12 protein-coding genes are annotated in these 13,794 nt (G+C 74.8%); 6 read left to right on the forward strand and 6 right to left on the reverse strand.

From position 1 onward, the window contains the following. Nucleotides 1-14: 14 nt before the first annotated feature. The 3 genes from RF647_RS07240 to RF647_RS07250 all read right to left on the reverse strand — a co-directional run bounded on the left by RF647_RS07240 (nucleotide 15) and on the right by RF647_RS07250 (nucleotide 3,308). The gene (locus RF647_RS07240) at nucleotides 15-1,913 is read right to left on the reverse strand and encodes a long-chain fatty acid--CoA ligase (protein ID WP_133411665.1); all 1,899 of its coding nucleotides are present in this window, start codon (nucleotides 1,911-1,913) and stop codon (nucleotides 15-17) included. 70 nt (nucleotides 1,914-1,983) lie between these two features. Beyond that, on the reverse strand, nucleotides 1,984-2,457 hold the full coding sequence (locus tag RF647_RS07245; RefSeq protein WP_368811164.1) for a hypothetical protein: 474 nt from the start codon (nucleotides 2,455-2,457) through the stop codon (nucleotides 1,984-1,986). Then, nucleotides 2,454-3,308: an alpha/beta hydrolase gene (locus tag RF647_RS07250; RefSeq protein WP_368811165.1), complete on the reverse strand. Its 855-nt coding sequence runs from the start codon at nucleotides 3,306-3,308 to the stop codon at nucleotides 2,454-2,456. Before RF647_RS07250 ends, RF647_RS07245 begins: the two co-directional genes overlap by 4 nt. Nucleotides 3,309-3,455: 147 nt before the next feature. Here RF647_RS07250 and RF647_RS07255 point away from each other — a divergent pair, with 147 nt between their 5' ends. After that, a complete protein-coding gene (locus RF647_RS07255) occupies nucleotides 3,456-4,307 on the forward strand; it encodes a lysophospholipid acyltransferase family protein (protein ID WP_368811166.1) in 852 nt (283 codons plus the stop codon). A 43-nt stretch (nucleotides 4,308-4,350) separates the two neighbouring features. After that, complete coding sequence (locus RF647_RS07260) at nucleotides 4,351-5,742, forward strand: class II 3-deoxy-7-phosphoheptulonate synthase (RefSeq protein WP_368811396.1); 1,392 nt, start codon at nucleotides 4,351-4,353, stop codon at nucleotides 5,740-5,742. A 44-nt stretch (nucleotides 5,743-5,786) separates the two neighbouring features. Here the strand turns inward: RF647_RS07260 and RF647_RS07265 are convergent, their stop codons facing one another. Together RF647_RS07265 and RF647_RS07270 are read right to left on the reverse strand one after the other, a co-directional pair. After that, entirely contained in the window at nucleotides 5,787-7,733 is a 1,947-nt protein-coding gene (locus RF647_RS07265; RefSeq protein WP_368811167.1) for a PASTA domain-containing protein, read from the reverse strand. A gap of 45 nt (nucleotides 7,734-7,778) precedes the next feature. Next, entirely contained in the window at nucleotides 7,779-8,939 is a 1,161-nt protein-coding gene (locus RF647_RS07270) for a LysM peptidoglycan-binding domain-containing protein (protein WP_368811168.1), read from the reverse strand. A 119-nt stretch (nucleotides 8,940-9,058) separates the two neighbouring features. Here RF647_RS07270 and RF647_RS07275 point away from each other — a divergent pair, with 119 nt between their 5' ends. Further along, nucleotides 9,059-9,445 carry an Rv2175c family DNA-binding protein gene (locus RF647_RS07275; protein WP_017833699.1) on the forward strand — a complete coding sequence of 129 codons (387 nt, stop codon included), beginning with the start codon at nucleotides 9,059-9,061 and terminating at the stop codon, nucleotides 9,443-9,445. Between the two features lie 61 nt (nucleotides 9,446-9,506). Here RF647_RS07275 and RF647_RS07280 read toward each other — a convergent pair whose 3' ends face one another. After that, complete coding sequence (locus RF647_RS07280; RefSeq protein ID WP_368811169.1) at nucleotides 9,507-10,658, reverse strand: polyprenyl synthetase family protein; 1,152 nt, start codon at nucleotides 10,656-10,658, stop codon at nucleotides 9,507-9,509. Nucleotides 10,659-10,841: 183 nt separating this feature from the next. Here RF647_RS07280 and dinB point away from each other — a divergent pair, with 183 nt between their 5' ends. The 3 genes from dinB to mraZ all read left to right on the forward strand — a co-directional run bounded on the left by dinB (nucleotide 10,842) and on the right by mraZ (nucleotide 13,565). After that, nucleotides 10,842-12,122, forward strand: a complete 1,281-nt coding sequence (dinB, locus tag RF647_RS07285) for a DNA polymerase IV (RefSeq protein WP_368811170.1) — start codon at nucleotides 10,842-10,844, stop codon at nucleotides 12,120-12,122. A gap of 55 nt (nucleotides 12,123-12,177) precedes the next feature. Further along, a complete protein-coding gene (locus RF647_RS07290) occupies nucleotides 12,178-12,555 on the forward strand; it encodes a DUF3040 domain-containing protein (protein WP_133411674.1) in 378 nt (125 codons plus the stop codon). A gap of 578 nt (nucleotides 12,556-13,133) precedes the next feature. Continuing rightward, on the forward strand, nucleotides 13,134-13,565 hold the full coding sequence (gene mraZ / locus RF647_RS07295; RefSeq protein ID WP_031283112.1) for a division/cell wall cluster transcriptional repressor MraZ: 432 nt from the start codon (nucleotides 13,134-13,136) through the stop codon (nucleotides 13,563-13,565). The last annotated feature ends 229 nt before the right edge of the window (nucleotides 13,566-13,794 follow it).

The following is a 13,794-nucleotide window of genomic DNA, read 5'->3' on the forward strand; positions in this document are numbered from 1 at the left end:
CGGCCGGCCCCGGGTTAGCCGCGGCCCGGCAGGTGCGCGTGGGAGAGCTTTTCCTTGATCCGCTCCGCCGGGGTGGCGGGGGCCGCGGCCGGTTCGGGGGCGGGACGCGAGTAGATCTCCTCGATCCGGTCCGCGAAGTCCTGCGCGATCCTGGCCCGCTTGATCTTCATGGACGGGGTCAGATGCCCGGAGGCCTCCGTCCAGTCGACGTCGAGGATCTCGAAGGCCCGGATGCTCTCCGCGCGAGAGACCGCCTGGTTCGCCCGGGTGACGATGTCCTGGACGTGCTCGACGACCTTCGGGTGGCGGGCGGCCTCCGCCACCGGCATCGCGGGGTCCAGGCCCATCAGCTCCAGGCGGGCGGGGAGCACGTCCTGGTCGAGGGTCACGAGGGCGGCCACGAACGGCCGGTCGTCCCCGACCACCATGACCTGGGAGACCAGGGCCGAGGCGCGGATGGGGTCCTCCAGCACGTTGGGGACCACGTTCTTGCCGCCGGCGGTGACGATGATCTCCTTCTTCCGGCCGGTGAGGGTGAGGGCGCCGTCCTCGTCGAGCGAGCCGAGGTCGCCGGTGCGGAACCACCCGTCCTCGAAGGCCTCGGCGGTGAGGTCCTCCCGCCCGTGGTAGCCGCGCATGACGTGGGTGCCCCGGACCAGGACCTCCCCGTCCTCGCCGATCCGCACCTCGTTGCCCGGCAGCGGCAGGCCCACGGTGCCGATCTTGCCGATCTCCGGGGTGTTGACGGCGATCGGGGCCGTGGTCTCCGTGAGTCCGTAGCCCTCCACGACGTACACGCCGATCCCGTTGAAGAAGTGGCCCAGCCGGGTGCCGAGGGCGGCGCCGCCCGAGACGGCGTGCGTGACCTCCCCGCCCATCGCGTCCCGCAGCTTCGAGTACACGAGCCGGTCGTAGAGGGCGTGGCGCGCCCGCAGGAGCGGCGGGACCCGCCCGTCCTGACCGGCCTTCGAGTACGCGACGGCCGTGGTCACCGCGCGCTCGAAGATCAGGGACTTCGCCCCGCCGGCCTTCTCGGCCTTGAGGCGGGCGCTCTGGTAGATCTTCTCGAACACGCGCGGGACGGCCAGGATGAACGTGGGCCGGAAGGCCCCGAGGTCCCCCATCAAGTTCTTCACGTCCGGGGTGTGGGCCAGGACGGTCCCGGAGTAGAGGGCGATCACCTCCACGAAGCGGGCGAAGACGTGGGCCAGCGGCAGGAACAGGAGCGTCCGGGCGCCCGGGTGGATGATGTCCTCGACGACCAGGGTCGTGTTCTCGCACAGCCGCACGAAGTTCCCGTGCGTCAGCTCGCAGCCCTTGGGCGGTCCGGTGGTCCCCGAGGTGTAGATGATCGTGGCGACGTCCTCGAGCCCGCGCGACGTGCGGCGGGCCTCGAGCTCCTCGTCCGGCACGTCCGCGCCGGCGCGCGCGAGGTCGTCGAGGCCCGTGCCGGTGCCGTCCAGGCGCCAGACGTTCTCCGCGGCGCGGAACGGCGTCTCCCGCGAGGCAGCGAGCACGGAGTCCTCGAGGGCCTGCGTCTCGACGAACACGGCCTTGGCGTCGGAGTCCCCCATGATCCAGGCGATCTGCTGCGTCGAGGACGAGTCGTAGACGGGGACGGGCACGGCGCCGGCGTACCAGATCGCGAGGTCCGCGAGGGTCCACTCGTAGCGCGTCCGGCTGAGGATGCCCACCCGGTCCCCGGGCTCGATCCCCGCGGCCACGAGACCCTTGGCCACACCCTGCACGGCGGCGAGGAACTCCCGGGCGCGCACCTCGCGGGCGGCCCCCTCCGGTGCCAGGACGGTGTACAGGTGCGGATCCTCGTCCTGGCCCGCCTGCATGAGCAGGAAGTCGGTGATGCGGCTGTGGGCCGGTGGGTCCACGAGGGCGTCGGTCGCGACGTGGCGCATGGGGTTCTCCTCGGATCGGGGTCGGTGGGCCGTCCGCCCCAGTCTAGTGAATTGGCTCACGCAAACTCCGTCAGACGCGGGCGCCGTCGTCCAGGTCGTCGCGGTCGTCGGGCAGGGACCGCAGCAGGTGGCCGATGGCCCCGACCACGGCGACCAGGCCCCCCACGATGGTCCACCACGGCAGGGAGCCGGGCAGGAGGGAGAGCACCACCAGCAGCACGGGCACCCCGACCAGCACGGTCCAGGACAGCAGCGCCCCGCCGCTGAGTCCCTGCGTGACCGGCCCGGGGTCGGGGGAGTAGGGCGCGTCGTCGTCCCCCGCGTCCTCCGGTTCCCCGGGGCCCTCGACCCCGGCAGCGTCTGCCCCGGCGTCCGCCGCCCCGGCGGACGCGCCCGGCCCGGCGTCCTCGGGGGACCAGTCCCGGGGCCCGGCGAGGTGTCGGTCCCCGGCCCGGCGCACGTCCTCGAGGTCCGACACGATCCGGCTCCACTCGTCCTCGGGGCCGTGCCCGGCGCCGCCCGGCGTCCCCGGGCCCGCACTCATCGCCGGTCCCCCCGGGAGGCGGGGCGCAACGGTCTCGCGGTGACCGGGTTGCGGCCCGCCAGCAGGTCCTCCAGGAAGCGCACCGACCGCGCCGCGACCACGTCCGCCTCCCGGTCCAGGGTGGCCACGTGGAAGCTCTCCGCCAGCCGCACCAGCTCCACGTCCCCGCCGGCCCGGCGCAGCACGTGCAGGTGCGAGGCGTCCGAGACCACGTGGTCGTGCCGCGAGCGCAGCACCAGGACCGGGGCGGTGACCGCGGGCAGCATCCTCCGGGTCCGGGCCATGAACCGGCCCAGCTCGGCGACGCCCGCCACGGGCGTGCGCGGGTAGGCGTGCTCGGTGACGCCCGGGAGGCTGATGTCGTCCCCCACGCCCGGCACGGAGGGCACCGCGCGGTGCAGGGCCGGGGCGAGGCGGGCCGTGCGGCTGACGAGGGACAGCGCCGGGTTCAGGGCCACGACCCCGTCGACGGGCAGGGTCGCGGCGAGGTGCAGGGCGAGCGCCCCGCCCATGGACAACCCGCACACCACCACCACGTCGTGCCGGGCCCGCAGCCGCTGCACGTGCTCGGCCGCGTGGTCGCGCCACTGCTCCCAGCGGACGCCGGCGAGGTCCTCCCAGCGGGTGCCGTGGCCGGGCAGCACGGGCCCGACGACGTCGGCGCCCGCCGCGTGCAGCGCCCGGCCCCACGGGCGGACGCTGAACGGGACGCCGGTGAAGCCGTGCAGCACGAGCGCGCCCGCGGGCCCGTCGGCCGGATGGTGGAAGGGCGCGCCCGGATCGTCCGCGGCGGCGGGCCCGCCGGCCGCGGAGGGGGTGGGCAGGTGCTGGTCCTCGACGGGTGGCGTCATGCATCCATGATGTCAGGGCGGGCGCCGTCGGCGGGCGGACCGGCGCGGGTGCCCGTGCGGACGTGAGAGAATACCGGAGGCCGGACCCGGTCCGAGCGGCACGGACCCTCGCGACATCCCGATCAGCACGAAGGAGTCCTCTCCCACATGGTCTACATGTTTCTGAAGCGCTACGTCGTCGGCCCCCTGATCAACGTCGCCTTCCGTCCCGAGGTGCGCGGCCTGGAGCACGTGCCCGACGAGGGCCCGGCCATCCTCGCGAGCAACCACCTCTCCGTCTCCGACTCGGTGTTCATGCCCGTGGCCGTGCCCCGGCAGGTGTACTTCCTGGCGAAGTCCGACTACTTCAACAGCCCCGGCGTCAAGGGCCGGGTGATGGCCGCGTTCTTCCGCGCCATCAACCAGATCCCCATGGACCGCTCCGGAGGCCGGGCCAGCGCGAAGTCCCTGAGCAACGGCGGCCGCAAGCTGCTGGAGGGCGAGCTGCTCGGGATCTATCCGGAGGGCACCCGCTCCCCGGACGGCCGCATGTACAAGGGCAAGATCGGGGTGGCCCGGCTCGCGCTCGAGACGGGGGCCCCGGTCGTCCCGATCGCCATGGTCGGCACCGACAAGGTCCAGCCGATCGGGACCAGGCTCCCGCTGCCCCGCCGCAGCGCCCGGGTCACCACGATCTTCGGCGAGCCCCTCGACTTCTCCCGCTACCGGGGCCGGCAGGGCGAGCACGCCCTGCTCCGCGAGGTCACCGACGAGATCATGCACGCGATCCAGGCCCTCTCCGGCCAGGTCTACGTGGACGTCTACGCCTCGGAGCACAAGAAGCGGCTCGCCGAGCAGAAGCGCCAGGAGACCAAGCAGGCCGCGGCGGAGCTCGTGGGCAACGCCAAGGACAAGGCGCGCAGCGCCGCCCACACCGCCCGCCGGACCGCGGACTCCATCGCCCACCGCGACCGTCCCGGGGCCGCGGACGACGACACCCCGCGGCCCACCGCACCCTGATCCCGCGCCCGGCCCCGCCCCGGACGAGACATAGGAAGACATGATGCTCGACTTCACCGTTCCCGACAGCCTCCGCAACCTCGCCTCCCCGGTGCCCTCTGCGGCCGACTACCCGGGGCTGGACAACTGGCGCGAGCTGGCCGCCGACCAGCAGCCGACCTGGCGCGACCACCCCGACTTCGCCGCCTCGATCGCCGAGCTCAACGCGGTCCCGCCCCTCGTCTTCGCGGGGGAGGTGGACAAGCTGCGCGACCGTCTGGCCGAGGTCGCCAACGGCCGGGCGTTCTTCCTGCAGGGCGGGGACTGCGCCGAGACCTTCGAGGGCGCCACCGCCGACCGGATCAGCGCCCGGGTCAAGACGCTGCTGCAGATGGCCGTGGTGCTCACCTACGGCGCGTCCATGCCCGTGGTGAAGATGGGCCGGATGGCCGGGCAGTTCTCGAAGCCCCGCTCGTCCAACGACGAGACCCGCGACGGCACGACCCTGCCGACGTTCCGCGGCGAGATGGTCAACGGCTTCGACTTCACCGAGGAGTCCCGGGTCCACGACCCGCGGCGGATGGTGCGCGGCTACCACACCTCGGCCTCGACCCTGAACCTCATCCGGGCCTTCACCACGGGCGGGTTCGCGGACCTGCGCCTCGTGCACGCCTGGAACATGGGCTTTACCACGAACCCGGCCCACGCCCGGTACGAGTCGCTGGCCCGCGAGATCGACCGGGCCGTGAAGTTCATGGACGCGTGCGGCGCGGACTTCGACGCCCTGCGCACCACGGAGTTCTACGCCGGCCACGAGGCCCTGCTGCTGGACTACGAGCGCGCGCTGAGCCGCATCGACTCCCGCACCCACCTCCCGTACGGCACGTCCGGGCACTTCCTGTGGATCGGGGAGCGCACCCGGGAGCTCGACGGCGCCCACGTGGACCTGCTCTCCCGGCTGCGCAATCCGATCGGCGTCAAGCTCGGCCCCAAGACCACCGGGGACGACGCGCTGGCGCTCATCGACAAGCTCGACCCGGAGCGCGAGCCCGGACGGCTCACCTTCATCACCCGCATGGGCGCGAAGAACATCCGGGAGAAGCTGCCCCCGCTCGTCGAGGCCGTGGAGCGCTCCGGCGCCAAGGTCGTGTGGGTGACCGACCCCATGCACGGCAACACCGTGTCCCTGCCGTCCGGGTACAAGACCCGCAACTTCGACGACGTCGTGGACGAAGTCCGCGGCTTCTTCGAGGTGCACGAGGCGATCGGGTCCTTCCCCGGCGGCATCCACGTGGAGATGACGGGCGACGACGTCGCGGAGTGCCTCGGCGGCGCCGACCCCGTCGACGAGTCCTCCTTCCAGGACCGCTACGAGTCGCTGTGCGACCCGCGCCTGAACCACATGCAGTCCCTGGAGATCGCGTTCCTCGTGGCGGGCTACCTCTCCCGCCGCTGAGCGCGGGACCGGCCGACGGGGCCGGGGCCCTCCCTGCCGTCCGCTCAGACGACGGTGAGGACGACCTCGGCCCCGTCCGTCGTCTGGGCCACCACGTAGCCGAAGGGGGCACCGAGGCTCTCCTCGACCCGCGCCGCGAACCCCGCCTCGGCGAGGAGCCGGACCGCCTCGTCCACGGGCCTGCCCAGCACCCCGGGCGCGGAGTCGGCGCGGGCCCCGAGAGAGACGGCGAGGTCCACCGCCGACCCCTCGGCCACCGCCTCGCCCGCCTCGGGGTGCTGGCCCACGACCGTCCCGGCGGCGGCGTCGTCGGCGACCGGGCTCCGGGTGCCGACCGCCAGCCCGGCGTCCTCGAGGCGCGCCCGGGCGACCTCCTCGGACATCCCGGTGACGTCGGGCGCGGTCGTCCGCACGGGACCGGTCGAGACCAGCAGGACGACCTGCTCCGCGGACCGCACCGTGGCCCCGGCCTCCGGGTCGGTGCCGAGCACGGTGCCGGCGGGGGCCACCGGGTCCGCGGTCTCGTGCACCGCGACGTTGCCCAGACCGGCCCCGGCCAGGTACTGCTCGGCGAGCTCCGGACCCGCTCCCCGCACGTCCGGCACGCTCACCGTCCCGCCCGGACCGGAGCCCAGGAGCCAGCCAAGGAACGCCGCCCCGGCCACCGCGAGCGCGACCAGGGCCAGCGTCCCCGCCGCGTGCAGGGGCCGGGTGGGGCGCAGCTCGACCTCGGGCCGCCAGGGGTCGGAGGAGCCGCTCGAGGTCCGCGCCGGCAGCGGCCGGCCGGAGACCCCCGGGGCACCGGGCCCGGCCGGACCCAGGGGCGCGGCCTGCGGACCCGGCACCCCGGTCCGGCTGGCCGCCGTGCCGAAGGCCTCCGTGGGAGCGCCGCGGCCGAGGGCCTCTGTGGGGGCGTTCCGGCCGAGGGCCTCTGTGGGGGCGTTCCGGCCGAGGGTCTCCGTGGTGCCTCCCGTCCCGAGAGCCTCCGTGGGAGCGCCCCGGCCGAGAGCTTCCGTGGGGGCGCCCGCCCCGAGGGCCGCGGTGGGTCCGACCTCGGGGTCCAGGGCCGCCGTCGCCGCGGCGTCCGGAGCCGGCACGGCCCCGGCGCCGCGGGCGGCGCCGGGGCCCGGGGGGCGGTCGAGCTCCGCGGGACGCAGACCCGCCCGGACCGACCGGAGCTCGTCGAGGAAGCTGCCGGCGTCGGGCGGACGCCGCTCCGGCTCCCGTGCCGTGGCCCGGGCGACCAGCCGCGCCACACCGGCCGGGAGACCGCGGTCGAGGGTGCGCAGGTCCGGGACGGCGCCCTCCGCGTGGGCCCGGGCCACGGCCAGCGGGCCGCCCTCGAAGGGACGGCGGCCGGCCAGGAGCTCGAAGAGCACGATCCCGGCCGAGTACACGTCCGCGCGGGTGTCGACCCGCTGCCCCGTGACGAGCTCCGGCGAGGCGTAGCCGACCGTGCCCAGCACCGTTCCGGTCGCCGTGTGCTGGTCGACGGCGCGGGTGAGACCGAAATCCGCGACGGTCACCCGGCCGGTGGCGGAGATCAGCACGTTCTCCGGCTTCACGTCGCGGTGCACCAGGCCCTCCCGGTGGGCCGCCGCCAGCCCGTCGAGGACCGGTTCCAGCAGCCCCAGCGCCTCGCCCGGGGGCAGGGCTCCGCGCCGGCGCAGGAGGTCCCGCAGCGTCGAGCCCGCCACGTGCTCCATGACCAGGTACGGCACCCCGTCCGGGGCGTGGCCCTGGTCGAGCACGGAGACCACGTGGGGATGGGACAGCCGCGCCGCCGACCGGGCCTCCCACACGAACCGGTCCGCCGCGGCCGGATCCTCGGCCAGGTGGGCGTGCATGAGCTTGACCGCCACGACGCGCTGCAGGCGGGTGTCCACCGCCCGGTACACGGTGGCGGTGCCACCGCGGGCGATCCGCGGACCCAGCTCGTAGCGGCCCTCGAGGACGGTCCCGGTCAGGTGGTCGGGGAGCGCGTGCTGCACGGGATCAGCCTAGGGCGGGGCGCTGTGCGCAGGCTGGGTCGCAGGTCACGGTCCGAACCGCTTGCGGTGCGTCTTGACGCTCTTGACGTACTGCTTGGTGTCGTCGTACATCCCGTACTTCTTCACCCCGTGCAGGCCCTGGTAGTACGCGGCGATGGCCACGTCGGTGCTGGGCGCGGCGCGGCCCAGCTGCCGGATGATGGCCACGCCGGCGGTGACGTTGTCCTGCGGGTCCAGCAGGTCGAGCTCCCGGCCCACGAGTCCCGAGGCCCAGTCCCCGGCGTCCGGGATGACCTGCATGGTGCCCACGGCGTCCGCGGGGGACACGGCCCGGTGGTCGAAGCCCGACTCCTGGTGGGCGTGCGCCAGGGCGAGCGCCGGGTCCACGCCCATCCGCACGGCGGTGTCGTGGACGAGCCGGCGCATCTCCTCGCGCGAGGGCGCGGGGCGGGCGGCGAGCTGCTCGTGGTGGCGATTGGCGGAGTCCACCACCCCGTCCTCGTACGTGCGGCCCAGGAAGGAGTCGCCGACGGCGCGCTCGGGCGCCGGCCGGGGCTGCTCGGCCCGCTCGGGGGCGGGGGCCCGGGCGGTCTGCACGGTCTCGGGGGCCGGCTCCGTGACCGACAGCCGCTGGCCCGGGCGCAGCAGCGAGTTCACCGTGAGGTCGTTGCCGTCAAGGAGCGACTGGACCGACACCCCGCGCGCCTGCGAGATGCTCCACAGCGAGTCGCCCGAGCGCACCACGTGCTCCGTCCGGGGCGGCTCCGCCGCGGGCGGGGCCGGCTTCTTCGAAGGCTCGGCCGCCGGGGCCGCGCCGCCGGAGAGGCGCAGCTCCTGCCCGGGCAGCAGCAGCGCCGCGCCGGAGAGGTCGTTCCACCGCATGAGCTCGTCCACGGCCACGCCGTGGCGCTGGGCGACCGCCCACAGGGAGTCCCCGGGGGACACGGTGTGCACAGGCGTCTTCGCCGTCTTCTGGCCGGCGAGCAGGGGCGCCGAGGCCACCTGGGCCGTCTGGGTGGGGGCGGCGTGGGCCACGGTGCCCCCGCCCAGGGCGGCGAGGGCGGCGACGGCGGTGACCGCCGACCCCGTACGGGCGCGGCGCGCCCAGGCGGGGGAGCGGTCGTCCTGCTGCCCGGAGGTCTCGGCGGTGGTGCAGCGCGGTGCGTCGTTCGGGTCGGTCGTGTCGCTGTCGGGGGGATACGGCATGAAGTAACTCTCTGACGCTGATCGGGGAAGGTGCGGAGGTCTCAGCCGGCTCCGCGGGTCGAGCATACCGTGGCGGGCCCGCGTGGCACGGGCACCGGCGGACGTGGCACTCTGGGGGCGTGAAGAACACATCCGGAATCAGCACCGAGGAGTTCGACCGCCTGGACGGTCTCGTCCAGGAGTGGTTGCCCCTGCCCGACGTCGCCGAGCAGCTCGGCCTCGTGGTCACCCGCGTCCACGGCCTCGTCGACGACGGGACGCTCCTCGCCGTCCGCAACCCGCACGACAGCATCCGCCGGGTGCCGGCCGCCTTCCTGCTGGACGGCGCCGTGGTCGACTCGCTGAAGGGCACGGTGGCGGTCCTGCGGGACTCCGGCTTCACCGACGTCGAGGCGATCACGTGGCTGTTCACCGAGGACGAGTCCCTACCGGGCCGTCCCGTCGACGCGCTGCGGGACGGGCGCAAGACGGAGATCCGCCGCCGGGCGCAGGCCCTGGCCTGGTGACCCGCTCCTGACCGGCGCGCCGGACCGGCCCCGAGCGCGGGACCGGCCCGGTGCACCGGACTCAGGACGAGCGGCGGACCGCCGCCGTCGCGAGGCCGCGCAGCGCGGCCATGGGCACGGCGTCGGCCCCGAGCCGGTCCAGCGCCGTGAACGCCTCCCCGCTGAGCCGTTCGATGAGCTCCTCCGTGGAGCCCAGGGCGCCGCACGCCGTGATGAGCGAGCGGAGCTCCTCGACGTCGTCCTCCGTCAGCTCCGGCCGGCCCAGGGCGTCCTCGAGCCGCGCGATCTGCGCCTCGCTGCCGAGCGTGCGGACGTAGCCGACGAGCACCGTCCGCTTGCCCTCGCGCAGGTCGTCGCCGGCGGGCTTGCCCGTGGCCGCCGGGTCGCCGAACACGCCCAGGACGTCGTCGCGCAGCTGGAACGCCTCGCCCAGGGGCAGCGCGAACGCGGAGCAGCGCTCCAGGACCGGCTCCGGCGCCCCGGCCAGGGCGGCGCCGAGCACCACGGGGTGCTCCACCGAGTACTTCGCCGACTTGTACCGGATGACGTCCAGGGCCCGCTGGACCGCGCCATCGCGGTCCTGGCCCCCGCCGGCGACCTCGCCCTGCACGTCGAGGTACTGCCCGGCCATCACCTCGGAGCGCATGAGGTCGAAGACCGCCCGTGCGCGGTGGCCGCCGGGCGCCGTGGTGGTGGCCGCGGCGAACGACTGCTCGCTCCAGGACAGGCACAGGTCGCCCGAGAGGATCGCGGCGGCGACGCCGAAGGCGGGACCGTCCAGAGCCCAGCCCCGGTCCGCGTGCACGGACTCGAAGCGGCGGTGCACGCTGGGGGCGCCGCGGCGGGTGTCGGAGCGGTCGATGACGTCGTCGTGGATGAGCGCTGCGGACTGGAAGAGCTCGAGCGCCGCCCCGGCCCGGACCACGGCCGGGTCCTCTGGGTCGCCGCCCGCCGCCCGCCAGCCCCAGTAGCACAGCCGCGCCCGCAGCCGCTTGCCGCCGGCGGAGAGCGCGACGACGGCATCCAGCAGCGGGAGGGCGTCCGCCGAGATGCCGCCCAGGACCGCTCGCTGCCGGCCGAAGAACTCCTCCAGCTCCGCGTGCAGCCGCGCCACGAACCGCTCGTCCTCGGCGCGGAAGGCGTCCTCGAGCCGGGCCTGCGGCGCGGTGCCGGCGGGGGCGTCGGGGTGGTGCGGGAGGGGCGGGCACGTCATGGGCGGATCGACCTCGGTCTCGGGGCGGCGGCGGACGCCCTCTGCCGGCAGTCCGCGATGTCCGCCCCAGCCTATCGAAGGCCCGGTGGGCGGGCCGAGGCGCTCCGCCCGGGCCGGGCCCGCACCGCGGCCGGGATGTCCGCGCCGAGGGCTAAGCTGTGCCGGACCCAGGAGGAGGACACGGTGACCGAGACGCCGAGGGACCGGCTGGAGCGCTGGCGGCAGTGCGCCGTGCTGCACGTCGACATGGACATGTTCTACGTCGGCGTGGAGCTGCTCGCGGCCCCCGGGCTGCGCGGCCGGCCCGTCATCGTGGCCGGGGCGGGCGGCCGCTCCGTCGTCCTCTCCGCGTCCTACGAGGCCCGGGCGTTCGGCGTCCGCTCCGGCATGCCCCTGGCACGGGCCCGGGCGATGTGCCCCCGGGCCGTCCTGCTCGAGCCCCACCGGGACGCCTACGACGCCTACTCCCGCCGGGTCATGGCCATGTTCCGGGAGATCACCGACCGCGTCGAGCAGATCAGCGTGGACGAGGCCTTCCTCGACGTCGCCGGAGCGGTGCGGCGGCTCGGCCCGCCCGTGGGCATCGCCCGCGGCCTGCGGGCCCGCGTGCGGGACGAGCTGGGACTGACCGCCTCCGTGGGGATCGGCGCCAACAAGACCGTCGCGAAGATCGCCTCCACCCGCTCCAAGCCGGACGGCCTGCTGCTCGTCCAGCCCGAGGACACCGTGGCGTTCCTGGCGGAGCTGCCGGTCTCAGCGCTGTGGGGCGTCGGCGGGCGCACGGCCGAGACGCTCACCGGCGCGGGGCTCAGGAGCGTGGGGGACCTTGCGGTCGCCCCCGTGCCGATGCTGACCCGCCTGGTCGGACGGGCTGCCGGCCACCACCTGCACGAGCTCGCCAACGGGCGGGACCCCCGCCCCGTCGAACCGGTCCGGGAGGAGAAGAGCGTGGGCGCGGAGGAGACCTTCCCCCGGGACGTCACGGACGACCGCGTGCTGCACGAGACCCTCCTGCGGCTCAGCCACCGGACCGCCTCGCGGCTGCGCCGGCAGGGACTGCGCGCCCGTCGGGTGGGGCTCAAGGTGCGCTGGGCGGACTTCACGACCATCACCCGGTCGCGGACCCTGCAGCATCCCTTCACGTCCGCCCACGACCTCCTCGAGCACGGCGTGGGCCTGCTCGAGGAGCTCGGGGACCGGCCCCAACCGGTCCGGCTCATCGGCATCCGCGCCGAGCGGCTGGAGCCCGCCACGGACGCCCTGCAGCTGAGCCTGGACGGCCGCGAGGAGGAGTGGGGGGCCGCCGAGCAGGCCATGGACCGGGTGCACGCCCGCTTCGGCGCCGAGCGCCTCGGGCCCGCCCGCCTCCTGCCTCCCGCACCCCGGAGTCCGGAGGGCAACTCGGAGGCTGTTGACAGCCGTGTGCGCGGTGCCAAATCAGCACCCGACGGTCTATCCTGGTAACAGGCGGCGCCGGAACAGCCGGGGAATCCGCACCCGAAGGATGAGGAGGCATACCGTGCCACTGTCCGAGCACGAGCAACAGCTCCTGGCGCAGCTCGAGAAGCAGCTCCACGCGGACGACCCGAGGTTCGTGACGAGCATGGGTTCCCGCGCCGTCAGGGGTGCTTCCACCCGCAACATCGTCCTCGGGATCGTGATCGCCGTCGTCGGCCTGCTCGTCCTCCTGGGCGGGGTCGTCATCGACTCCATCCTGGTCGGGGTCCTGGGCTTCGTCGTGATGGGCGCGGGTGTCTACGTCGCCACGCTGCGCTCCGGCAAGCCGCGCCCCGGCGGGGAGCCCGGCAAGGGGGGTCCGCCCCGCCGCTCGTCGCCCTTCCTGCAGAACCTCGAGGAGCGCTGGGACCAGCGCAACTCCGGGGGCCCGTCCACCTGACCGGCCCCGCCCGGACACGGAGCCGCCCGCGAGGCGCCCGCCGCAGGGCGCCGCCCGCTCGGACCGACCCGCCTGGACCGACCCGCCCGGCCCCTCCACCTCCCCCCACCCTGCCGCCGCACAGCGGTGTGCAGGGTCCGACCAGCTCCCCGGTGCACCGCCGGGGAGCTTTTTCATGCCCCGGAGGTGCCGCGGCCGTACCCGGCCGCACCACGGGAACCCCTGGGGAGCGGTCCTCCACCGTCCTCCCCGCAGCCCGCACCGCGGCGTCCTCCACTCTCCTCCCCGCAACCCTCCGCCGGCGTCCGGCGCCGCGGGCCGCGGTGTCCTCCACCACGCTCCCCGCCGTCCGGTGCCGGCGCCCCGCACCGCGGGCCGCGGTGTCCTCCACCCTCCTCCCCGCCGCCCTCCGCCGCAGCGCCGCCGTGCCCACCTGGGGTGACGCCCGTCGCGGGGGCCGGGCGCCGCGCCACGCCGCGGCGCCCGGCCCCCGCGTTCGTTGACCGGGGAGTGAAGTGGAGTAAAGTGGGGCGAAGAGATGGATCTGGGAGAACTCTCGGGCTGGAGAGGCGGTGAGCATGTTTCTCGGAACGTACTCACCCCGTCTCGACGAGAAGGGCCGCCTGATCCTGCCGGCGAAGTACCGGGAGGAACTGGCGGAGGGACTCGTCCTGACCCGCGGTCAGGAACGGTGCCTCTACGTGTTCAGCGTCCGCGAGTTCGAGCGGGTCCACGAGCAGCTGAGGGCGGCACCGTTGTCCTCGAAGCAGGCCAGGGACTACATCCGGGTCTTTCTCTCGGGCGCCTCGGACGAGGTCCCGGACAAGCAGGGCCGAGTCACCATACCGCCGCCGTTGCGGGACTACGCCGGGCTGGGCCGGGAGCTCGCCGTCATCGGCGCGGGCACCCGGGCGGAGATCTGGGATGCCCAGGCGTGGAACGACTACCTGAACGAGAAGGAGGCCGTCTTCTCCGAGACCGAGGAGGAAGTGGTGCCCGGGCTCTTCTGAGCGCAGGGCCGCCGAGACCACCGCGGAGCACGCGGAGCCGCTTCCCGGATGAGATCTCCAGCCGCACAGCCGTCACCGTCCTGACTCACCTTCCCCTGAGCCAGGCCGGATTCGAGGGACGGCCAGCGGATGGGGTTCTGATCCTGGAACGCCCGCCGCCGCACCACGGCGTCGACCCGGCGCCGGCCACCGAAGACCGATCCACCGTCGACCGCCAAAGAGAGGGCCC

It is taken from the genome of Kocuria sp. CPCC 205263 (assembly GCF_040981075.1).
In the GTDB taxonomy this organism is placed as follows: Bacteria; Actinomycetota; Actinomycetes; order Actinomycetales; family Micrococcaceae; genus Kocuria; species Kocuria rosea.